20 protein-coding genes and 1 tRNA gene are annotated in these 22429 nt (G+C 73.5%); 10 read left to right on the forward strand and 11 right to left on the reverse strand.

The window, feature by feature from the left end:
• Positions 1-14: 14 nt before the first annotated feature.
• From IF651_RS07815 to IF651_RS07835, 5 genes are read left to right on the forward strand one after another with little or no spacing between them, the layout of a single operon-like run.
• Positions 15-2045, forward strand: coding sequence for a glycosyltransferase (locus IF651_RS07815; protein WP_338403836.1), 2031 nt, complete (start codon positions 15-17; stop codon positions 2043-2045).
• Positions 2042-3379 carry an O-antigen ligase family protein gene (locus IF651_RS18200; protein ID WP_191828554.1) on the forward strand — a complete coding sequence of 446 codons (1338 nt, stop codon included), beginning with the start codon at positions 2042-2044 and terminating at the stop codon, positions 3377-3379. Before IF651_RS07815 ends, IF651_RS18200 begins: the two co-directional genes overlap by 4 nt.
• The gene (locus IF651_RS07825) at positions 3376-4515 is read left to right on the forward strand and encodes a glycosyltransferase family 4 protein (RefSeq protein WP_191828555.1); all 1140 of its coding nucleotides are present in this window, start codon (positions 3376-3378) and stop codon (positions 4513-4515) included. Before IF651_RS18200 ends, IF651_RS07825 begins: the two co-directional genes overlap by 4 nt.
• The gene (locus IF651_RS07830) at positions 4512-5573 is read left to right on the forward strand and encodes a glycosyltransferase (protein ID WP_191828556.1); all 1062 of its coding nucleotides are present in this window, start codon (positions 4512-4514) and stop codon (positions 5571-5573) included. Before IF651_RS07825 ends, IF651_RS07830 begins: the two co-directional genes overlap by 4 nt.
• Complete coding sequence (locus IF651_RS07835) at positions 5570-6727, forward strand: glycosyltransferase (RefSeq protein ID WP_191828557.1); 1158 nt, start codon at positions 5570-5572, stop codon at positions 6725-6727. Before IF651_RS07830 ends, IF651_RS07835 begins: the two co-directional genes overlap by 4 nt.
• On the opposite strand, the gene IF651_RS07840 is transcribed toward IF651_RS07835, so the two are convergent.
• The 11 genes from IF651_RS07840 to IF651_RS07890 all read right to left on the reverse strand — a co-directional run bounded on the left by IF651_RS07840 (position 6672) and on the right by IF651_RS07890 (position 17461).
• The gene (locus IF651_RS07840; protein WP_191828558.1) at positions 6672-7856 is read right to left on the reverse strand and encodes a glycosyltransferase; all 1185 of its coding nucleotides are present in this window, start codon (positions 7854-7856) and stop codon (positions 6672-6674) included. The two genes, IF651_RS07835 and IF651_RS07840, sit on opposite strands and share 56 nt — an antisense overlap.
• On the reverse strand, positions 7853-9754 hold the full coding sequence (locus IF651_RS07845; protein WP_191828559.1) for a Wzz/FepE/Etk N-terminal domain-containing protein: 1902 nt from the start codon (positions 9752-9754) through the stop codon (positions 7853-7855). The genes IF651_RS07840 and IF651_RS07845 overlap by 4 nt, the downstream gene beginning before the upstream one ends.
• Positions 9751-10911, reverse strand: a complete 1161-nt coding sequence (locus tag IF651_RS07850; protein ID WP_191828560.1) for a glycosyltransferase — start codon at positions 10909-10911, stop codon at positions 9751-9753. Before IF651_RS07850 ends, IF651_RS07845 begins: the two co-directional genes overlap by 4 nt.
• A 101-nt stretch (positions 10912-11012) precedes the next feature.
• Complete coding sequence (pth, locus tag IF651_RS07855) at positions 11013-11615, reverse strand: aminoacyl-tRNA hydrolase (RefSeq protein ID WP_191828561.1); 603 nt, start codon at positions 11613-11615, stop codon at positions 11013-11015.
• A 115-nt stretch (positions 11616-11730) separates the two neighbouring features.
• A complete protein-coding gene (locus tag IF651_RS07860) occupies positions 11731-12357 on the reverse strand; it encodes a 50S ribosomal protein L25/general stress protein Ctc (protein WP_191828562.1) in 627 nt (208 codons plus the stop codon).
• 307 nt (positions 12358-12664) lie between these two features.
• A complete protein-coding gene (locus IF651_RS07865) occupies positions 12665-13405 on the reverse strand; it encodes a GOLPH3/VPS74 family protein (RefSeq protein WP_191828563.1) in 741 nt (246 codons plus the stop codon).
• 58 nt (positions 13406-13463) lie between these two features.
• Complete coding sequence (locus IF651_RS07870; protein ID WP_191828564.1) at positions 13464-14372, reverse strand: hypothetical protein; 909 nt, start codon at positions 14370-14372, stop codon at positions 13464-13466.
• A gap of 3 nt (positions 14373-14375) precedes the next feature.
• Positions 14376-14531 carry a hypothetical protein gene (locus IF651_RS07875; protein ID WP_191828565.1) on the reverse strand — a complete coding sequence of 52 codons (156 nt, stop codon included), beginning with the start codon at positions 14529-14531 and terminating at the stop codon, positions 14376-14378.
• 91 nt (positions 14532-14622) lie between these two features.
• Positions 14623-15606 carry a ribose-phosphate diphosphokinase gene (locus IF651_RS07880; RefSeq protein ID WP_191828566.1) on the reverse strand — a complete coding sequence of 328 codons (984 nt, stop codon included), beginning with the start codon at positions 15604-15606 and terminating at the stop codon, positions 14623-14625.
• 67 nt (positions 15607-15673) lie between these two features.
• Entirely contained in the window at positions 15674-17359 is a 1686-nt protein-coding gene (gene glmU, locus IF651_RS07885; RefSeq protein WP_191828567.1) for a bifunctional UDP-N-acetylglucosamine diphosphorylase/glucosamine-1-phosphate N-acetyltransferase GlmU, read from the reverse strand.
• A 30-nt stretch (positions 17360-17389) separates the two neighbouring features.
• A tRNA-Gln gene (locus IF651_RS07890) sits at positions 17390-17461 on the reverse strand.
• 151 nt (positions 17462-17612) lie between these two features.
• Between IF651_RS07890 and IF651_RS07895 the strand changes: the two genes are divergently transcribed.
• The 5 genes from IF651_RS07895 (at position 17613) to IF651_RS07915 (ending at position 22415) form a co-directional block, all read left to right on the forward strand.
• Positions 17613-18209: a TetR/AcrR family transcriptional regulator gene (locus tag IF651_RS07895; protein ID WP_191828568.1), complete on the forward strand. Its 597-nt coding sequence runs from the start codon at positions 17613-17615 to the stop codon at positions 18207-18209.
• A gap of 58 nt (positions 18210-18267) precedes the next feature.
• Positions 18268-19260: an ABC transporter ATP-binding protein gene (locus IF651_RS07900; protein WP_191828569.1), complete on the forward strand. Its 993-nt coding sequence runs from the start codon at positions 18268-18270 to the stop codon at positions 19258-19260.
• A complete protein-coding gene (locus IF651_RS07905; protein ID WP_191828570.1) occupies positions 19257-20495 on the forward strand; it encodes an ABC transporter permease in 1239 nt (412 codons plus the stop codon). The genes IF651_RS07900 and IF651_RS07905 overlap by 4 nt, the downstream gene beginning before the upstream one ends.
• Positions 20496-20601: 106 nt before the next feature.
• Positions 20602-21108 carry a MarR family winged helix-turn-helix transcriptional regulator gene (locus IF651_RS07910; RefSeq protein WP_191828571.1) on the forward strand — a complete coding sequence of 169 codons (507 nt, stop codon included), beginning with the start codon at positions 20602-20604 and terminating at the stop codon, positions 21106-21108.
• 47 nt (positions 21109-21155) lie between these two features.
• Complete coding sequence (locus IF651_RS07915) at positions 21156-22415, forward strand: MFS transporter (protein ID WP_191828572.1); 1260 nt, start codon at positions 21156-21158, stop codon at positions 22413-22415.
• Positions 22416-22429: the final 14 nt, after the last annotated feature.

The raw sequence follows: 22429 nt of genomic DNA on the forward strand, positions 1-22429 counted from the left end.
GGAAGAATCGGACCGTGAAGGTCCTGCGCATCTCCCACAGCGCCGTCGTGACGGCCTGGCGTGAGCGCGAACGCATGCTGCGGGACGCCGGCGCCGAGGTCCACCTGGTCTCCGCCCAGGAGTGGGACGAGGCGGGTTCCCGGGTCCGGCTCGACCCACGGCCGGGCGAGCCGGTCGTCGGCGCCGCCACGTTCGGCACCCACCCCGCGCTCTTCGTCTACGACCCTCGTCCCCTGTGGCGCGCGCTCGGCGAGGACCGGGACGTCCTCGACCTGCACGAGGAGCCGTTCGCCCTCGCCACCGCCGAGATCCTGGCGCTGCGGTCGCTGCGCCACGTGGTCGACCGGGTGCGCGGCCGACGGCGTCGGGGCATCGAGCCGTACGTCCTGTACTCCGCCCAGAACCTCGACAAGCGCTACCCCGTACCCTTCCGCTGGTTCGAGCGACGAGCCCTGCGCGGTGCCGCCGCCGTCTCGGTGTGCAACGACGAGGCGGGACGCATCGTGCGCCGCAAGGGCGCCCGCGGTGTGGTCGAGACCGTGCCCCTCGGTCTCGACCCGCGGGTCTTCCGCCCGGCGGCCGAAGCTCGCACGCCCGTGGCCTCGCACGTCGTCGTCGGCTACGCAGGCCGGCTGGCCCCGCACAAGGGCATCGACGTGCTGCTCGACGCCGTCGAGGCCGACGACCGCCTCGTCCTGCGGATCGCGGGCGCCGGACCGCAGGAGGCCGCCCTGCGTTTGCGGGCGCGCCGGTCCGGCGAGCGCGTGACGTTCGTGGGGTCGTTGGACGACGCCGCGCTGGCCGACTTCTACCGCGGTGTCGACGTCGTCGCGGTGCCGTCGCTCACGACCCCCGGCTGGGTCGAGCAGTTCGGTCGGGTCGCGATCGAGGCCATGGCCTGCGGCACCCCGGTCGTGGCGAGCGCGAGCGGAGCACTCCCGGACGTCGTCGCCGACGCCGGGCTGCTCGTCCCGCCGGGCGACCCGTCCGCACTGCGTGACGCCCTCCTTCGGATCGGTACGGAACCGGGGCTCGCGTCCACGCTACGGACGGCGGGAGCCGCGCGCGCCGCGGCCTGCACCTGGACCGAGGTCGCTCGGCGATACCTTGCCCTGTACGACGCGATCACCGGCCCGACGACCGGCAGGACCGGTCCAGGCACCGATCCCGGCACCGACCCCGAACCCCCGGAGGCCGTGCTCGTCGCCTACGGCGCCCCCGACCTCGTCCGGTCGGCCCTCGCCCCCCTGGTCGGCAAGCTCCCTCTCACCGTCGTGGACAACTCGTCGCTGCCCGAGATCCGCGAGATCACGGAGCTCGCGGGCGGTCGCTATCTCGACCCGGGGAGCAACGGCGGCTTCGCCGCCGGCGTCAACCACGCGCTCGCCCACCGGCAGGCGCCCGGCCGCGACGTCCTGCTGCTCAACCCCGACGCCGTGGTGAGCGCCGACGACGTCGCGCGGCTCCAGCGCACGCTGCACGCCGCGCCACGGACCGCGAGCGTGGGGCCGGCCCAGGTGGACGGCGACGGTCGCCCGGCGCGCGTCGTGTGGCCCTACCCGTCGCCCCTCGCGACCTGGGTCGAGGCCGTCGGGCTCGGGCGCCTGCGACGCATGCCCGCCGACCGCAGCTTCGTCGTGGGCTCCGTGCTCCTGCTCTCGGCCGCCGCCCTCGAGGACGTCGGGCCCTTCGACGAACGGTTCTTCCTCTACGCCGAGGAGACCGACTGGTCGTATCGCGCCAACCAGCGTGGGTGGCGCCACGCCGTGGACGACGACGTCGTCGCGGTGCACCTCGGTGGCGCGACCTCGACCGACTCCACGCGCCGCGACACGCACTTCCACGCCTCGCAGGAGCACTTCCAGCGCAAGCACCACGGGGCGCCCGGCTGGTGGGCCGCGCGCGCGGGCGCCGTCGCGGGTGCCGCCGTGCGCTCGGTCCTGGCACGCGGCGACGCACGAGTGGCCGCGCGCACCCGGCTGCGGCTCTACGTCGAGGGCCCCGCAGTCGCCGAGCGGCGCCTCCGCGCGCCGGGGACGCAGTGATACGGCGGTCGACGGGCTGGCTCGTCGGCACGCTGGCGGTCGTCGCCGTGCTGGTGGTGATCGGCTATCTCGTCCCCACCCAGTCGGCGGTCGCCGTCGCGCTCGCCGCTGCGGTGCTCGTCGTCGGCCTCACCGCGTACGAGCCGGTGGCGCTCCCGATCCTCGCGATGCCAGCGCTCGTCATCGTCCAGCGCGTCGGCGGCAGCGGGGTCGACCTGACGATGAGCGACTTCGCGGTCTTCGCCGCGATGTGGGCGGCCCTCGTCCTCGGCCCCCGACCCTTCTCGCCGCAGCTGCGCAGCCTGCTGTGGCTGACGGCCGTCTACCAGGTCGCGACGCTCTTCACCGTGATCGCGAACCCGTACCCGCAGAACACCGTCGAGTGGTTCCACGCGTGGCTGTCGACCGGCGGCGCTCTCGTCGTCGGCTGGGCCGTGGGACGCGCGGGGCGCGCGCGGATCGGCCTGACGCTCTTCATGGTCCCGTGCCTGATCATCGCCGTGCTGACGTGTGTCGCCGCTGTGCAGCAGCTCGCCGCCGGCATCACGGGACCCGTGTACCTCGTGTGGCCGTACGGCATGCACAAGAACTTCATCGGCTGCGTGCTCGGGATCGCGGCGCTCGTCGCCTACGCGCGACCCTGGTGGGTCGGCTGGCCCCGCTGGTTCGCCTACACGTCGTTCTGGCTGTGCGCGCTCGCCGTGTTCGCGTCCCAGGCACGGCAGGGGCTCGTCGGAATGGCGATCGGCATCATGATCATCACGCTGCGCGCCGACCCCGACCGCAAGCGGTCAAAGCTCATCCTGCTGGCCGCGATCCCGGCGATCTACTTCGTGGTGCTCGCCGTCCAGGAGCAGCTCTCGTCGGACAACGAGTTCAACTCCGCGAACCAGCGCCTCACGTGGTACGAGCAGGCCCTCGAGGTGTGGCGGACCAGCCCGTGGGTCGGCGTCGGACTGAGATGGTGGGTCGCCGAACGCACGCAGTACGTGTTCCAACCGCCGAACGCGGAGCTCGAGGTCCTCTCGTCCGCGGGGGTGATCGGACTGCTCGGCTTCCTCATCCTGTTCGGGGGGTGTGTCGTCGTCCTGTGGCGCATGAACCCCCGCTTCGGGACGCTCGCGCTCACCGTCATCCTGGCCCGCTTCGTCCAGGGGCAGTTCGACCTCTTCTGGTCGTCGATCGTCGTGACGCTGCCGTTCGTGATCGCCGGTGTCTGCGTCGGCGCCGAGGCCTACGCCCGCTCCCGAGAGGCCGTGCGGGACGGCCTCGTCGGCCTCGACCCCGACCGTGAGCTCACGTCCGTCGGTGAGATGGAGAGAACCCGTCGATGAAGATCCTCCAGATCGTCCCGACCATCGGACCGGGGACGGGGGTGGGCGCCGTCGCGCACCATCTCGAGGCCGAGTGGCAACGGCTCGGCGTGCCCACGGCGCGCTTCACCCTGGACGACGCCGCCGGGTCCTGGCTCCCCGAACCGGGGCCCGGCGCGCGCGGCAAGCTCGTCCTCGCGCTGCGCGTCGTCTGGTTCTCCACCGTGGGGACCGTGCTCGCACGGCGCGCGCTGAGGCGTGATCCGGCCGCGGTCGGCGTGTGTCACAACGACGCGCTCGCGGGCGACGTCTACGTCAACCACGGGATCCTGCAGGTCGCCATGCGGTCGCGGGGGCGCTTCGCGCTGCGCATGGCCCGCAACCCGATGCACCTGTTCATCGCCACGAGGGACACGCTGCGGTACTCCGGTCGCAGTCATCGCCTGGTCGTCAACCTCGTGCACGAGGAGGACGCAGCGCTCCGCGCGACCTACCCCCGGCTCCGCCCGCCGACGGTGGTGCTCGGCAACGGTGTCGACATCGAGCGGTACGCACCGCCGACCGCGGCGCAGCGGACGACGGCGCGCCAGGCGCTCGGCCTGCCCGAGCCCGCCACCGTGCTCGCGTTCGTCGGCCACGAGTTCGCCCGCAAGGGACTGCCGCTCGTGGTCGACGCGCTCGAGCGCCTCGACGAGCACACCCACCTCGTCGTCGCCGGTGGTACCCAGGACATGGTCCGGGGCCTGCGCAGCGACGTCCGCGCCCGCGGTCTCGCCGACCGCGTCCACCTCCTGGGCAGCACGCCCGACCCCCGCCCGGTCCTGCACGCCGCCGACGCCCTCGTCCTGCCCAGCGCGTACGAGTCGTACGGCCTCGTGGTCCTCGAAGCGCTCGCGTGCGGGGTTCCGGTCGTCGCCACGCCGGTCGGGTGCGTGCCCGATGTCGTGGTCGACGGCGCGTCGGGCTACGTGGTGGCGGCGGACGCCGAGGAGATCGCCACTGCCGTCCGCGATCTCGCCGCCCGCGACCGGACGCTGCTCGCCGCCGCGTCCCGCGCCGCAGCCGAGCAGCACTCCTGGGAGGCGGTCGCGCGTCGCTACGTCGAGGTGCTGCGCGACCTCGAGGAGTCGCCCACCGGCCGGCGGGTCACGCTGTGAGGGTCCTGCACGCCGTGCGGTCCGACGGGTTCGCGGGCGTCGAGCGGCACGTCGCGAGGCTCGCTCGCGCCCAGGCGGAGCAGGGTGACCAGGTCGTCGTCGTCGGCGGCGACGCCGCTCCGATGGCTAGGACGCTCGGTGCCGCGCCGGTGCGCCTCGTGCCGGGCGCGACGACGCGGGCCGTCGTGCTCGCGCTCCTGCGGTTCGGCCCCGAGGCGGACGTCGTGCACGTGCACATGACCGCCGCCGAGGTGGCGGCGACGGTCGCCGCGACCCTGCTGCCCCTCGTCGGGGCCGGTCGGCGACGGCTGGCTCCGGTCGTCGCCACGCGACACTTCGCGCGCCCCCGGGGGACCGGTCGGCTCGGCCCCGTGGTCGCGGCGGTCGCCCGGCGCCGGGTAAGTGCCCAGATCGCCATCAGCACGTACGTGGCGGACGCCGTGGACGGGCCGAGCGTCGTCGTGCGCCCCGGGTTCGAGTCCGCGAGCACCACGTTCCCCCGTTCCGACGAGCGCGATCCGGTCGTCCTCGTGGCGCAGCGGCTCGAGCCGGAGAAGCGGACGGACGCCGCGCTGTGCGCGTTCCACGCGTCCGGTCTCGCCGCACAGGGATGGCGGCTCGACGTCGCGGGCGACGGCTCCGAGCGTGGGGCCCTCGTGGACCTCGCCGAGGAGCTGGACGTCGGGACGAGCGTCCGCTTCCTCGGCCGGCTCGACGACGTGGACGCACTCATGGGCCGCGCGTCGGTCATGCTCGCGCCATGCCCTGTCGAAGGGCTGGGGCTGAGCGTGCTCGAGGCGATGGCGAACGGGCTGCCCGTCGTCGCCGCGGATGCCGGGGGGCACGTCGAGCTCCTCGGTGGGATCGACGACGTCCTGCTCAATCCCCCGCTCGACGCGGCAGCAGCAGGACGTGCCCTCGCCGTGCTCGCGCACGCCCCCGGGCGTCGAGATGCGATCGCTGCGGCGGCCAGGTCGCGCCAGGAGGACCGGTTCAGCCCCTCCGCCCAGGCGATCGCCACCGATCGGGTGTACCGCGCGGCGCTGGGGTCGACATGACCGACGTCGTCGTCGCCTCGCTCGAGGCATGGGACGCCGTGTGGAGGCGGAACCAGTACCTGATCACCGAGCTGCTCCGCGCGGACCCGGGGCTGCGGGTGCTGTTCGTGGAGCCCGCGGCCGACCCGCTCCATTCGCTCAGCAGAGGGTGGCGGCCGCGGCGCGGCCGGGGTCTGCGCCGCGCGCCGGAGGTGGCAGGGGTCGACCGCGACCGGCTGTGGCTGTACCAGCCGACGAAGCTCCTCCCCCGGCGTCTGGACCCTCGCGCCGACCGGCGCCTCTCCCGGGCGACCGTCGCCGCCGCGCGGCGCCTCGCCATGGCCGCGCCCGTGCTGTGGGTCAACGACCCGGCCGCGGCGAACCTGCTCCGCGCGACAGGGTGGCCCGCGCTGTACGACGTCACGGACGACTGGCTCGTCGCCGACCGCACCGACGACGAGCACCGACGCCTGGTGTCGGACGAGGCGATCCTCCTCGACCGGTGCGCGCAGGTCGTCGTGTGCTCGCCCGCGCTCGCCACGAGCAAGGGAGCGCACCGGGAAGTACGGCTCGTGACCAACGCCGTCGACGTCGACCGCTACCGCGCCCGCCACGACCGCCCTGCGGATCTCCCGACCGGGCCGGTGGCGCTGTACGTCGGCACGGTGCACCCCGACCGGTTCGACGTCCCTCTGCTCGCCGCGACCGCCCAGGCGGTCCATGGCACGGGGACGCTCGTCGTAGTCGGCCCCGTCGTGGACGTCGCGCGCGACGACCTCGCGGAGCTCGCGCGGCTCGGGGTGCGCTGCCTGGGGGCGCGCGACTGGGAGAGCGTCCCGGCATACCTGCAGCACTCCGACGTGCTGCTGGTGCCGCACCTGGTGAACGCCTTCACCGACAGCCTCGACCCGATCAAGCTCTACGAGTACCTCGCGGTCGGGCGACCCGTCGTCTCGACGCCGGTGGCGGGCTTCCGCGAACGGACCGACGCGCACGTCCGCGCCGTCGAGAGCGCCGACTTCCCGGACGCCGTGCGCGACGCGCTGCTCGGTTCCCGCCAGGACGTCCCGCCGGTCGCCGCCCTCGCGGACGTCCCCACCTGGTCGGGTCAGGCCGCGCTCATGGCCGAGGCGCTCGCCGCGACCGCCGCGTCACGTCCCACCAGACCGCGGTGACGGTCTGCGCCGTCCGGCGTGCCGTGAACCGCTCCGCGACCGTGACCCGGGCTCGCTCGGCCCGCTCCGCCGACCCCACCGGGTCGTCCAGGACGGCGACGATCGCCTCGCCGAGCGCCCGGACGTCACCGGGAGCGACCAGCTCCCCGAGTGCCTGCGCGCCGCGACCCACGATCTCCGGGACACCCCCCGCATCGGTCGCCACGACCGGCACCCCGCGCGCCATCCCCTCGACGACGACCTGACCGAACGGCTCCGGCACGGGCGAGGCGTGCACGAGCACGGCCAACCGGTCGAGCTCGTCCGACGGGTCCGTGACCGCGCCCACCCAGGTGATGCTCGGCGCGACACCCAGCCGTTCCGCCTCGGCCCGCACCACAGCCTCGTACTCGTGCTCCCCGAACGTGGGCGCGCCCACCATCCGGAACGTCGTACCCGGGTGCCGGCGCAGGACGAACGGCACGGCGCGCACCAGCTCGAGCTGGCCCTTCGTCGGGCTGATCCGGCCCAGCAACCCCACGACGGGCGGTCCCGACGGCGGGGTCCGCCGCCCGGGGCGCACCTGACCGGGGGCGAGCCCGGGGTAGGCGACCACCGCGGAGCGCCCGAGCGTGGACGCCGTCGCCCGCGAGTTCGCCACGAGCGCCGCGGGGACGAGCGCGGCGACCCGCACCAGCCGAACGAGCGCGCGCGGCAGGTAGTCGGACGCGATGCGGTCGTGGATGTGCCACACGAGCGGGCGCCGGGCGAGGACCGCGGGGAGCAGAGCGAGCAGGTCCGCCTTCAGGGAGGTCGTGTGCACGACGTCGGGGCCCGTCACCCGGATCAGGCGGAGCAGGTCGCGCTGGAACCGCACGAGCGCGAACGCGGAGCGCAGGTGCCCGAGCGCCGGGCGTGCGAGCGCCGTCCGCGACGCACCGCCCACGCGCCGGTCGAGCGGCAGCACCCGGGTGGGCACGCCGAGCGTGCGCAACCGGCCGACGAGCGGCCCGTCCGCGAACAGCACGCACCGGACCGACACGTCCGGGCCGAGGGCTTCGCAGAGGCGCAGGAGCGCCAGCTCGGCGCCGCTCGGCCGGGCGGTGTGGTCGAGGACCAGGACGCGTACGGGACCGGGTGGCGCCGTCACCATCGGAACGGACGACGCCGGATGCCGTCGTCGTCCACCGTGCGCTGGGGCTCGTCAGGTGCCGCCCCCCCCTGCGAGCCGGGGACCTTCGACCACTTCGGCTCGAGCCGTCGCGCCTGCGCCCGGGCACCTCGCCGGGAGCCCGGGTCGGGGGCGTCCGAGTCCTTCTTGCGCTCCGGAGAGCCCTGCCCGATCGCCTCCGCGGGGACCGGGTTCTCGTCCGCGGTCTCGTGCTCGGGCGCGGTCGCCTTCTCGGTCGCGTCCGCGGCCCGCTTCCCGGTCGCGTCGTCGCTCTCGGCCGCCGGGACGGTGCCGGTCGACCTACCCGGCTCGACCGGGTCGGAGGGCCTGCCGTCCGCGACCTCGGCTGACGGGGGCGACCCGGCCGCGGTCTCGTCCTCGGCAGGCTCCGCCGACGCGACGAGGGGGGCGTCCGCACCGTACGAGGACGCGTAGTGCATGCGTCGGTCGCCCTTGACCCCGGCGAGAGCGATGCCCGCGAGCGGGACGTTGTTGATGCGCAGGCGCTCGGCCGCCTCCTGGAGGACCACGCGGTCGGTCCGCTCGAGCGAGGCGACGAGTACGACGCCGTTGGCGTACCCGCCGAGGATCGTGGCGTCGGCGGCGGCGAGGACGGGGGGCGCGTCGACGACGACGATCGTCGCCTTGTCGCGCAGTCCGTCGACCAGGTTCCGCACGTCGGTCGTCGCGAGGAAGTCGGCCGGGTCCATCTCCTCGTCCTGGATCGACATGAGCTGGAGGTTCGGGATGCGCGTGGGGCGGATCTCACCGGGTTCGCCGGACCAGGACTCGGGTGCGGGCAGGAGGTCGGCCAGCTGCGGACGGCGCAGGTCCCCGCACAGGACGAGTGTCGAGCGACCGCTGAGCGCGAACGAGGCCGCGAGGTTCGCGGTGATGAACGCCCGGGGGGCGTGCGGGTCCGCGGCCGTCACGACGACGACGGCGTCCTGGACGTCTCCCAGCGAGACACGGACCGCGGTGCGCAGCTCACGGACCGACTCGGTGAAGGGCGAGGCGTGCCGGCTCGAGACGGGGAGGTTCCCACTGTGCCGGAACTCCTTGTCCGCGCTGCGGACGTCGAAGAGCTCCGCGAGCACGGGCGTGGCGGCGAGCCGGACGGCCTCCGCCGTCGTCCGCACCCGCAGGTCGAGGCCGCGCTTGGCGAACGCGAGGCCGACGCCCGCGACGAGCCCTGCGAGCAGGGCGATCGCCAGGACGAGCGGGGCGGGCAGCCCGAGCGGGACGGCCGACGTCGCCGGGTCGACGAGCACCGCCGGGCTGACGATCGAGTCGAAGGTGCTGCGTTGGGCCGAGACCGCCTGGTACTGGGAGACGATCGTGTCGCGCTCCGCCTGCGCCAAGGGGTCGTCGGGGTCGAGCACGAGCTGGCCCTGGAGCTTGTCGAGCTGCTCGCGCAGGGCGTCACGGCGTTCGTCGAGCGCGGCGACCTGCTCGTCGAGCACCGTGGGCAGGTAGGCGATGTACGCCTGAGCCACGGCGTTGGCGCGGTGCGCCGCCTGCACCCGAGAACCGCCACGGGCCACGACCGACATCGTCAGGTCCTCGGCGTTGTAGAAGCCCTCGACGTTCGCGGCCAGCACCCGCGGGTCGGTGCCGTCGTCCAGGGCCTCGGTCGCGGGTTCGACGACCGCGGGGAGCCGGACCATCTCCGGCTCGGTGTCGACGGTCACGGACGAGGCTTCCTGGTTCGCCCCCGGCACCGACTCCGCCGCCACGATCTGCACGTTCGCGGTCGCCTCGTAGACGGTGGTCTGGCGATCGAGGTACACGCCCGCCCCGACCAGGACGACGAGCACGGCGGCGAGGACGTAGTACTTGGCTGCCCAGACGGTCCGGATGAACTCCCTGAGAGTCATCTGCCTCCCTCTCCGCCCGCCCGTCCTGCCGGCACCGGGCCCCGCTGCTGGTCGACCACCGCGCGCAGCCGGGTGACGAACCGGTCCCGGCCGAACGTCGCCGCGTGCGCCACGACGGTGCCATCATCCCACGGGCGCGCGGCCGCGGCCTCCACGGCGGCCGCGACGAGCCCGGCCTCCGGCGCGTCGAAGAAGACGCCGTTCACGCCGTCCGCCACCGTGTCGAGGTAGCCGCCGTCACGCAGCACGACGCTCGGTCGTCCGAAGGCACCGGCCTCGAGCGGCGAGAGCCCGTAGTCCTCGTACGACGCCGCGACGAGCGCCGAGGCGTTGCGGTAGACCCAGCGCAGCGTGGGGTCGTCGACCCGGCCGAGCAGGTGCACGGAACCGGACCGCGCGGCCAACGCCCCCAGGCGCCCGCGGTCCGGCCCGTCGCCCACGACGACGAGCGTGCGCCCGGTGGCCTGCGCCGCCTCGATCACCACGTCGACGTTCTTGTACGGGAGCAGGCGGGCCACGCACAGGAGGAAGCCGGGCTCGACGCCGGGCACCGCCCGTTCCTCCCCGGCGGGCAGCAGCGCCGGGGGCGGGGGCAGGATCTCCGCGTCGATCCCGTACGCGGCACGGATCGCGCGCTGCGTGACGGTCGAGTTCGCGAGATAGACGTCGGCACGGCCTGCCGCCGCCGCGTCCCACCGGCACAGCCCCGGTGCGAGGAGCCCGAGGGCCGCCCCGACCGCGCGTCGTCGGGCGCGGTGGGCGAGGCCGCCCTCGTCGGGCCCGAGGTACCGGTCGCGCTGGTAGAGCCAGCGCGCCGGGGCGTGGCAGTAGACGACGGTCTTCGCCGCGCCCCGGTACCCGTGGGCCCAGCCGGTCGACGACGCCACCAGCACGTCCGCGCCGACGACGCGCTGGCGGTCGATCGCAGGAGCGAGCGCCGGGAGCGCGATCCGGTGGTGCCGCCGCAGCGCACCGACACGGTCGAGCGACGACGTGCGCAGGTCGAGCGCGGCGAACTCGGGGAACGTCCCGTCCCGGTCGTACAGCGTGGTGTACATCGGCGACCCGGGGAAGGCGTCGGCGAGCAGCAGCGCGACGCGCTCGGCGCCGCCGCGCTGGGTCGCGTAGTCGTGCGCGAGAGCGACACCCTCGGTCATGGCACCTCCCGGCTCGGCCGACTCTCGGCGCGAACCAGCCTAGGTCGGCCGCGGGAGGGCGGACCGGACGAACCGGACACTCACCCGGGTGAAACCCCGAGTCACACCTTGGTGTGGAACCGCCCCTGCGCGGTCGCGAGCCCCTCGGTCAGCACCAGCTCGACCGCGTCGGCGGCGTCGTCGAGCAGGAACGGCAGCTCCTTGGCCTCGGCGCCCTTGAAGTCCTTGAGGACGTGGTCGGCGGTGTCCGTCCGCCCGGGCGGGCGCCCCACCCCCGCGCGCACGCGCACGTAGTCCTTGGTCCCGAGCGCTTTGGTCACGTCGCGCAGCCCGTTGTGGCCGCCCTCTCCCCCACCGGTCTTCAGCTTGATCGTCCCGAACGGGATGTCCACCTCGTCGTGCACGACGAGCACGTGGTCCGGCTCGACGCCGTAGTACCTCGCGAGGCTCGAGACCGGTCCGCCGGAGACGTTCATGTAGGTGCTCGGCTTCGCGAGGATCACGCGCGGTCCCGGGCGACCACCCGGCAGCATGCCGATCCGCGCCTCGGCCACGGCGGCCTGCGCGCGCGGGTGCCGCGCGAACCGTGCACCGGCGCGGCCCGCGAGGACGTCCAGGACCATGTGGCCCACGTTGTGCCGGTTCCCGGCGTACCGGTCCCCGGGATTGCCGAGCCCGACGACGAGCCACAGCTGGTCGGTCATGTCACCTGGTCCTTCGTGAAGTGCGTCGGGGGCAGACGAACGCCCGGCACCGTCACGGTACCGGGCGTCGCGTCGTGCTGGGCGGAGGCACCTGCGTCGCGGTGCCCCGCAGAGGTCACTCGGACTCGGGGGTCTCCGCGGCGGCCTCGGACTCGGCGGCCTGCGCAGAGGCCTCAGCCTCGGCGGCCTCGATGTCGGCCGAGTTGTCCTGCGGCACGGAGATGTAGACGACGGCGAGGTCGTTCTCGGAGACGAGCGTGACGCCCTTCGGGAGCTTGACGTCGCGCGCGTAGACGGTCTCGCCCGCCTTGAGGCCCTCGATGGAGACCTCGACGGACTCGGGGATGCGCGTGGCCTCGGCCTCGACCGTGATCTCCTGGAGGTCCACGAGGTGGATCGTGCCGGGCGCGGACTCGCCGACGACGTGGACCCAGAGGTCGACCTCGACCTTCTCGCCCTTCTTCACGACGAGGAGGTCGACGTGCTCGATGACGCCCTTGACCGGGTCGCGCTGGACGTCCTTGGCGATCGCGAGCTGGCCCTTGCCGTCGAGCTCGATCGAGAAGAGGGCGTTGGAGTGCTTGAGCGCCATCATCGTCTGGTGACCCGGCAGGGTCACGTGGACGGGGTCGCCGCCGTGGCCGTACAGCACGGCGGGGATCTTGTCGGCACGGCGGATACGGCGTGCCGCACCCTTGCCGAACTCGGTGCGGGACTCGGCTGCGAGCTTGATCTCGGACACGTGGATCACTCCTGGAAGATGCGTTGCGGGCCGGCCACCAGGGGGGAGCGGTCGGCTGTCCGGGCGGTGAGAGGGCCGACCCCGGACGGGCGGTTGCGTCGGCGCGGGACACATGACGGACGCGCGGACGAGCGACCGCCCAGTCGATTACGGAGATCCAACAGGTCCTACCTGACCCTCCGGCTCTCACCGGCCGTCAGACGTCCCTCGCCGAGGCAACCTGACTACTGTACCCGGGCAGCGCGGGGTGGCGAAACCCGCAGCCCAGTGCCGTCAGCCGTTCATCGCCGTCAGCCGTTCATCGCCGTCAGCCGTTCATCGCCGCCGACGTCGCCGCGGTGGTCGCGACGGTCGTGCTGACGAGCACCGCGGCCGCGATCTCGTCGACGTAGGCCTTGAGCGCGGCACCGGCCCAGCTCTCGCGGGCGATCTCCCGGGCGCGCTCGTCCACGGCGTGCCGGTCCCGCAGCCCCCAGCGCCGCGACCCGCCCACCACCGCGGGAGCCCCGCGGTCGCCGCCCGACGCGAGGACCTGGCTCGCCAGCCCGCTGGCGGAGAGGATCGTGACGAGCGCTCCCGTGCGCGCGTCGGGGCGCCCACCGTCGACGAGGACGCGCCACAGCTCGGTCCGCAACCCGTCCTCGTGCCGCGAGTCGGCGGCCGGCCAGCGCGTCGTCGGGAAGATGCCGAGGATCCTGCCCTGCTCGCGGCGCAGCACTCCACGCTCCGCGAGCGACTCGATCGCGCGCGTGGCGGGCTTGAGCCTGACGATCGGCTCGATCAGCGCCCTGGGCGTGGCCCCTTCCTTGGACCGGACGACGTCGAGCGCCTCGTCGAGGAGCGCGTTCTGCGTCGAGGCGGTGTCGCGGACGACGATGCGGCCCACGCGACCGCCGTCGCCGTCGCCGGCGAGGTCCGCCCGACCCAGGAGAGCGAGCTCGACGAGGAGCGCGCCGGCCGCGGCCTGCTCGCGGTAGCTCACGTCGACGGCAGCCTTCCCCGTCTCGTCGTCGAGGGTCAGCAGCAGGTAGTCCTCCAGGATGAGCATGGCGTCCACGCTAGCTCTCCGGACGGGGGCCACCCCGTGCTCTTTGTCACTGAACAGGTCAGGGCGCGTCGTGGATGACGAGAACCGCCTGGTCCGCCGTGAGGTTCAGCGTCACCGGATCACAACCGGCCTGGTCGACGTGGACGGTCCAGGGTGGTTCCGCGACGGCCGAGACCAGCTCCCCGTCGACGGTCTCCGGGCAGTCGACGCCGAGCAGGCTCGTCGGGTCGGGCTCGACGGAGTCGAGGAAGGTCACGGTCACGGGACTGCCGGCGTACTGCACGCTCGCGCCCTCGCGCACCGATGCGACGAGGAGGACGAGGCTCGCCGAGGCGACGAGCACGGCAAGGGCGGCGTGGACGCGCAGTCGTCGAAAACGGCGCCATGTCAGTGCGTACAGCCCGGCGGACTCGACGCGGTACGCGACCCAGCCGAGGATGCTGAGGTCCCGCTCGATCTGCCGGAGCCGCTCGCGCAGAGCCTCGATCACCTCGGGTGCCAGTCCGCTTCCCGGGTCGCCGAGAAGCCCTCGCACGATCCTCTGGTCCTCGAAGACCTCGCTGCGACGGTCGACGAACCCGGCGACGTCGTCGGCCCACAGCCCGAGGAACAGGTAGGGCGCGCCATCGATCTGGGTGCGCAGACCGTCGAGCTCGGGCTCGGTGGCGACCGCGTCGACCGTCACGACCTGGGGCGCGAGGACCTGGGCCGCGAGTGCGACGACGTAGCCGAGCGCGACGAGGATCACCAGGCCCAGCACCACCCCCAGCCAGGTCACCGACCCGACGTCGGAGACGATGCCCGCGATCGGGAAGGCGGCGGCGAGGAACGCGACGAAGGCCACCGTCGACGTCGCGAACCACTTGGCGACGTCCCGCAGGCGCGCCGTCGACGCGTCGTAGGAGCTGATGCGCGCGACCGTCAGGCCGGTCTCCACCGACTGGGTGCCGGTGTCGGGCGCGGGCACCTGTCAGCCCTCGGACGGGGACGTGTAGTCGTCCACGGCCGGCTGCTGGTCCGGCCCGGCACCGGGTATCGGCACGGTCCAGCTCGTGCCGTCCCACCGCAGGAGGCGTTCGCCGTCCCAGTGGTACTCACCGACGTAGGTGCCCGGCTCCAGGGTCATCGCGTCTCCTGCGAGGTCGTCTTCCCGACGACTCCACGGTTCCGTCTTCCCGCACGCTGCGCAAGGATGAAATCGCGCCGCGCACCGGTGCTCAGCTGTTGCCGTCGAACAGCGAGGTGACCGACCCGTCGTCGAACACCTCGCGGATCGCACGCGCCAGGAGCGGCGCGATAGACAGCACGGTGAGCTGCGGGAACCGCTTGTCGGCGGCGATGGGCAGGGTGTCGGTGATGACGACCTCGCTCGCACCGGACTCGGAGAGGCGCTGCGCGGCCGGGTCGGACAGCACGCCGTGCGTCGCGGCGACGATGACCGACTTCGCACCGGCCTCCATGAGGACGCGGGCGGCCTCGGCGATGGTGCCGCCGGTGTCGATGAGGTCGTCGACGAGCACGCAGTCGCGGCCCTCGACGTCGCCGACGACGCGGTTCGCGACGGCCTGGTTCGGCCGCGTGACGTCGCGCGTCTTGTGGACGAACGCGAGCGGTCCCCCGCCGAGCTTCGCCGCCCACTGCTCGGCGACCCGGATCCGCCCCGCGTCCGGGGAGACGACGGTGACGTTCGTCGTGTCGACGCGCGTGCGGACGTAGTCGGTGAGGATCGGCATGGCCCACAGGTGGTCCACCGGCCCGTTGAAGAAGCCCTGCGTCTGTGCCGCGTGCAGGTCGACGCTCATGAGGCGGTCGGCACCGGCCTTGCTGAACAGGTCGGACATGAGGCGGGCCGAGATCGGCTCACGGCCGCGGTGCTTCTTGTCCTGGCGCGCGTAGCCGTAGAACGGCTGGACCACGGTGATGGTGCGCGCCGAGGCCCGCTTGGCGGCGTCGACCATGAGCAGCTGCTCCATGATCCACTGGTTGATCGGCGCGGTGTGGCTCTGCAGGATGAACACGTCCGCGCCGCGCACGGACTCGCCGAACCGGACGTAGATCTCCCCGTTGGCGAAGTCGTAGGCGGTCGTGGGCAGGAGGTCGATGCCCAGCTCCCGTGCGACCTCGATGGCGAGCTCGGGGTGCGCGCGTCCCGTGGCGAGGACGAGGGACTTGCCCCCGGTTCCGGCGATCGTGCTGCTCATACGAGTGGGTTTCCTTCGTCTCTCGGGTCCGGTGTCGGGGAGTCGTCGTGGGTTGCAGTCTCGCGCGTCACTCGCCCTGGCGCGCGTTGCGCAGCGCGTCCAGGGTGTGCTCGAGCTCGGGGCCGGGCGGCGGTGGGGACGGGCGCTCGGCGGTCGCCGCGGCGGAGTGGTCGGCGAGCTGGGCCTGGGCCTGCGTGCCGACCGCCGGGGCCTGCGGGTCCTTCGACCGGGCGTGCGCCGCGGCGTCGGCCGCAGCCGTGCCCGCCCGACGCCGCTCGACCCAGCCGTCGATGTTGCGCTGGGATCCCGCGCTGACGCCGAGCGCCCCGGCCGGCACGTCGCGGCGGATCACGGACCCCGCCGCGGTGTACGCGCCGTCGCCCACCGTCACGGGCGCGACGAACATGTTGTCCGCTCCCGTCCGCGCGTGCGAGCCGATCACTGTGCGGTGCTTGTGCACCCCGTCGTAGTTGACGGTGACCGACGCCGCGCCGACGTTCGTGTGCTCGCCGATCGTCGCGTCGCCCACGTAGGACAGGTGCGGGATCTTCGAGCCCTCGCCGATCTCGGCGTTCTTCGTCTCGACGAACGTGCCGATCTTGCCCTGGGCGCCCAGGACCGTGCCCGGACGCAGGTAGGCGAACGGGCCGACGCTCGTCCCGGCACCGAGGACGGCGAGCGTCCCGTGCGTGCGGGTCACCGTCGCGCCCGGGCCCACCTCGGTGTCCGTGAGCGTCGTGTCCGGACCGACGGTCGCACCCTCGCCGACGACGGTCGCGCCGTGGAGCTGGGTACCCGGCAGGAGCGTCACGTCCCGGGCCAGCTCGACGTCGACGTCGACCCACGTGGTCGACGGGTCGACGACCGTCACGCCCGCGCGCATCCAGTCCTCGACGATCCGACGGTTCATCTCGGCGCGCAGCACCGAGAGCTGGACGCGGTCGTTGACGCCCTCGACGATCGTCGGGTCGTCGGAGACCAGGGCGCGCACCGCGCCGCCCTCGGCACGGGCCGCGGCGACGACGTCCGTCAGGTAGACCTCGCCCTGCGCGTTGTCGCGCCCGAGCGTGCCCAGGCCGCGACGCAGCACCGCGGCGTCGAACACGTAGATCGACGCGTTGATCTCACGGATCTCGAGCTCGTCCGCCGAGGCGTCCTTGTGCTCGACGATCCGCTCGACGTCACCCGTGGCGTCGCGCACGACGCGCCCGTACCCCGTCGCGTCCTCGAGCGTCGTCGTCAGCATCGTGACCGCGTTGCCGTCAGCGACGTGTGCGGCGAGGAGCTGGGCCAGCGTGCCGCCGTCGAGCAGCGGGGTGTCGCCGGCCGTCACGACGACCGGGCCCTCGAGCCCGTCGCCGAGACCGCGGCCCTCCTCGCCGTCGGGCACGCCGTGGACCACGGCCCGGGCGTGCGCCTTCGCGTCGAGCGCGTCGACCGCGCACTGCACGGCGCGACCGGTCCCGGGGATCTCGTCCTGGTCGACGACGACGACCGCGGGGTCCGTGCCCTGCGCGTGCTCCGCGACCCGGTCGCGCTCGTGGCGCACGACGACGGCGAGCAGCGCCGGGTCGAGCGAGCGGGACGCGACGAGCACGTGCCCGAGGAGGCTGCGCCCGCCGATCGTGTGGAGCATCTTCGGGGTGGACGACTTCATCCGTGTGCCCTCGCCGGCGGCGAGCACGATCACGGCAGCGGGGGGGACGGCGGTTCCTGGGGTGTCGACGTCGCTGGTGCCCTGCTGCTCTTCCATGGAGGATCCCCTCGAGTTCGGTGGCACGGGCTCCGCCCCCAGGACTCGAACCTGGACCAAGGGCACCAAAAACCCTTGTGCTGCCGATTACACCAAGGCGGATCGGACCCACCCCCGCGCGGGCGACCCCACGCGTGCGGGATCGAGGCGGCCGGTGCGTCGGGGTCCAGTCTGCCAGGTGGAGACCCGTGCCCGATGACGCGCACGGCATGATGGACCCGTGGCCGAGTCGAGACGTACCCCCCGTTCCCGCATGACCGCGAGCCAGCGACGCGAGCAGCTGCTGGCCGTCAGCCGCGGCCTGTTCGCGGAGAAGGGGTTCGAGGGGACGAGCGTCGAGGAGATCGCCGCACGGGCCGAGGTGTCCAAGCCGGTCGTGTACGAGCACTTCGGGGGCAAGGAGGGGGTCTACGCCGTCGTCGTCGACCGCGAGGTGCAGTCCCTCACCGGCGCGCTGTCCGGCGCGCTCGACCAGGGCGGGCACCCCAAGGTCCTGCTCGAACGCACCGCGCTCGCCCTGCTGACCTACATCGAGACGAACGAGGACGGGTTCCGCATCCTCGTGCGGGACTCCCCCGTCGCGCAGGCGACCGGGACGTTCTCGAGCCTCATCGGCGACGTCGCGACCCAGGTCGAGCACCTGCTCGCCGACCAGTTCAAGACACGTGGTCTGGACCCCAAGGTCGCACCGATCTACGCGCAGATGCTCGTCGGGATGGTCGCGCTCACCGGCCAGTACTGGCTCGACGCGCGCAGCCCCAAGAAGACCGAGGTCGCCGCGCACCTGGTGAACCTGGCGTGGAACGGCCTGTCGAGCATGGAGCGCCGCCCGCGGCTCGTGACGCCCTGAGACCGACACGTGACGAATGTCCCGGGTCCGCTGCCCGATCCGGTGGTTGGCTGTGTGCATGCCTTCACTCGAGATCGACGGACTGACCAAGTCGTACGGCACGGTGCACGCGCTGCGCGGCACGTCGTTCGAGGTGCGCGCCGGGGAGATCTTCGGCTTCGTCGGCTCGAACGGGGCCGGCAAGACGACGACGATGCGCATCATCCTCGGCGTGCTCTCGTCCGACGGCGGCGAGGTCCGCTGGGACGGGAGCCGCATCGACCACGACGTGCGCCGGCGCATCGGGTACATGCCCGAGGAGCGCGGCCTGTACCCGCGCATGCGGGTCGGCGACCAGCTCACGTACCTCGCGCGCCTGCACGGGCTCTCCGCCCCGGACGCCCGGGCCGCGACGGAACGCTGGACCGAGACCCTGGGCGTCGCGTCCCGTCGCGACGACGAGGTGCAGAAGCTCTCGCTCGGCAACCAGCAGCGCGTCCAGCTCGCCGCGGCCCTCACGCACGACCCGGACCTCCTCGTGCTCGACGAGCCCTTCTCGGGCCTCGACCCCGTCGCGGTGGACGTCATGAGCGGCGTGCTGCGCGACCGCGCGGACGCGGGTGTGCCCGTCGTCTTCTCGTCCCACCAGCTCGAGCTGGTCGAGCGGCTGTGCGACCGCGTGGGCATCATCAAGGACGGCGCGATGGTCGAGGTCGGCACGATCGACGAGGTGCGGCGGACCGAGACCGAGCGCTGGGTCGTGGACGGACCACCGGGGTCGGAGTGGATCGGGTCCGTGCCCGGTGCGCGCGCGCTGAGCCTCGACGGGTCGCGCACCGTGGTGGAGCTGACCCCCGGCGAGGGGACCGGTGCCGAGAGCGGCCGCGAGCAGGACGTGCTGCGCGCGGCCCTCGCCGCCGGTCCGGTCCGCGAGTTCTCCCTCGTGCGACCGACGCTGACGGAGTTGTACCGCGACGTCGTGAGCTCGCCCGTCGACGACGGCGCGGACGACGCTGCGGCCGCAGGCAAGACCCCGGGCACGACCCGGACGACCACGGAGGTGTCGGCATGAGCGCGAACCGGACTCCCGCCGTCGGGCAGCCGACCACCGGGACCCTGACCTCCTGGGGGTCGATCCGCCTCGTCGCGGGACGCGAGATCATGACGCGGCTGCGGTCGAGGTCGTTCGTGTGGCTGACCGTGGTGCTGGTCGCCGTCGTGGTGGCCGGCGGCTTCGTCCTCAACCTGGCGACCGGGTCCGGGCCGAGCGCCGAACGCGTCGGCGTGACGCCGGCAGCCGAGGAGCTCTCCGACTCGATCTCCGCGACCGGGGACGCCCTGGGAGCACCGCTCGAGGTCGTCCCCGTCGCGGACGACGCGGCCGGGGAGGAGCAGGTGCGCGACGGCGACCTCGACGCGCTCGTCACCGGATCCGGGACGGACCTGACCGTGGTGGTGGACACCGAACTGTCGGCGACCCTGACACCGGTCTTCGCGACGGTCGCGCAGCAGGCCGCGCTGTCCGACGCCGTCACCGAGCTCGGCGGCGACCCCGGGCAGGTCGCGGGCGAGATCGCGGGCGCGGAGCCGACCGTACGGACGATCGGCGAGCCGACCGAGTTCGACCCGACCCGCTACGTGACCGGCCTCGTCACCGGGGTCCTGCTGTTCATGTCCATCATGATCAGCGGCCAGCTCATCGCGCAGGGCGTCGTCGAGGAGAAGACGAGCCGCGTCGTCGAGCTGCTGCTCGCCACGGTCCGGCCGTGGCACCTCATGGCGGGCAAGGTCCTGGGCATCGGGCTCGTCGGGCTCGGGCAGGTCGCGCTCGTCGTGGTCGCCGGGGTCGGGACCGCGCTCGGGCTGGGCCTCGTCGACACGTCGACGATCGACCTGGGCGCCGCGGCGGCGTGGGCCCTCGTGTGGTTCGTCGTCGGCTTCGTGAGCTACGCGCTGCTCATGGCCGGGCTGGGCGCGCTGGTCTCGCGCCAGGAGGACGTCGGCGCCGTGACGACGCCGGTCACGTTCCTCATGGTGGTGCCGTACGTCATCGGCATCTCGGTCGCCCCGTGGGCGCCGGACAACCCGCTCGTCGTGTGGTTGTCCTACATCCCGATGTTCTCGCCGCTGCTCATGCCGGTACGGATCGCGCTCGGCAGCGCCGAGACGTGGGAGGCGTTGCTCGCGCTGGGGCTCTCGCTGGTCGTCATCCCGCTGCTCGTGTGGCTCGCGGCGACGATCTACTCGAACGCGGTCCTCCGGACCGGCGCACGCGTCAAGCTCAAGGACGCGCTGCGCACGTCGTGACCGCGGGGAGGGCCCGGCGCCACCGGGCCCTCCCTCAGCCCGGGACCGGTCGCGCCCCGGGTCATCAAGAGTCTTGATGTCGAGAGATGTCGAGTAGTCTCGCGTCATGGAGCAGCACTGCGACGTCGGACCCGACGAGGTCGACCGGATCGTCGCGGCCTGGCACCGCGAGCGCCCCGACCTCGACGTCGAGCCGCTCACGGTCTTCTCCCGCGTCGACCGCCTCGCGCGCCACCTCGATCGCGCACGACGCACCGCGTTCGCCCGGGTCCACCTCGAGACGTGGGAGTTCGACGTCCTGTCCGCCTTGCGCCGCGCGGGCGACCCGTACCGGCTGTCGCCCGGCGCGCTCGTCACCCAGACGCTCGTCACGAGCGGCACCATGACCAACCGGATCGACCGGCTCGAGGCGCGCGGCCTCGTCGAGCGCCGCCGCTCCCCCGACGACCGTCGCGGTGTCCTCGTGGGTCTCACCGCCGAGGGGCTGGACCGCGTCGATGCCGCGATGACGGACCTGCTGGCGGTCGAGGCCCAGGTCCTCGACGTCCTCGCACCGGGCGAGCGCCCCGCGCTCGCCGCGCTCCTGCGCGCCGTCGTGGGACAGTTCGACTAGCACCTCGACGCGCCCGCTACCCGGCACACATCGGGAGATCGGCACCCATGACCCCGCCACGACGACGACCCGCCTTCCGGGGCGGGATCGACGGCGTCCTGCTCGTCGCCGTGCTGCTCGTGGCCGTCAACCTGCGTGCACCGATCACGTCGGTGCCGCCGGTCGTGACCGACGTCGCGGCCGACCTCCACCTCACCGCGGCCGCGGCCGGTCTCCTCACCGGCATCCCGGTGCTGTGCTTCGCGCTCGCCACGCCCGCGGTGGCCGGGCTCCTCGGACGATCGTCGCTGCGCACGGCGATCGCGATCGCGCTCGCGCTCATCCTCACCGGCACGCTGCTGCGCTCGGCGGACCTCAGCGGGTTCGGTCTCGGGTACGGCAGCACGTTCGCCGGGACCGTGCTGCTCGGCCTGGGCATCACGACCGCGAACCTCGCCGTCCCGATGATCGCGCAGCGCGACTTCCCCGGCCACGTGCGTACCGTGACCGGGCTCTACACGGCCGCGATCAACGTCGGCACCGTCGCGACGACGGCCCTGACCGCGCCGCTCGCCGGCCTCGTCGGATGGCGCTGGGCGCTCGCTTCGTGGGGTGTCCTCGCGGTCGTCGCGCTCGTGTGGTGGTGGCGAGTCGTCCCCCACGACGCGCCGGCACGACCCGGCGCGACGAAGGCCGCGGCGTCGGGCGTGGTCGGTCCGGGGGCGACGGCCCCCGGCGCGGAGCGGAGCGTCCTCGCGACGCCGTTCACGTGGGGGCTGTGCGCGATGTTCGCGCTGCAGTCGTCCAGCTTCTACGCGCTCACGGCGTGGCTGCCGCTCATCCTGGAGGGCCTCGCCGGCATCCCGCGCAGCGCGTCGGGCGGCGCCGCGTCGTTGTTCCAGGGCTTCGCGATCGTGGGCGGGCTCGCCGTCCCGCTCGCCGCCCGCCGGTTCTCAGGGCGTCAGTCGTTCGCGGCGGTCGCGGTCCTGTGGCTCGCCCTGCCCGCCGGCCTCCTCGTCGCACCCGAGGCCTGGGCGGTGTGGGCCTCGATGGCCGGGATCGCCCAGGCGGCGAACTTCGTCGTCATCTTCACGCTCGTCGCGCACCGGTTCCCGACGGCCGCCCGCGCGCGAGCGGCGTCGGCCACCGTCCAGACCGTCGGCTACTCCTTCGCGGCGCTCGCCCCCACGGCTGCGGGCGCGTTGCACACGCTGACGGGGACGTGGACGACGCCGGTCGCGATCGTGCTCGGCGCGCTGCTGGTCATGACGGGGATCGGGCTGGTGCTGACGGGCCGCCCGCGCGGGCAGCAGCCCACCGCACGGTAGCCGCCGCCCGACGT

The sequence above is a fragment of the Cellulosimicrobium arenosum genome, assembly GCF_014837295.1.
GTDB classification, from domain to species: domain Bacteria; phylum Actinomycetota; class Actinomycetes; order Actinomycetales; family Cellulomonadaceae; genus Cellulosimicrobium; species Cellulosimicrobium arenosum.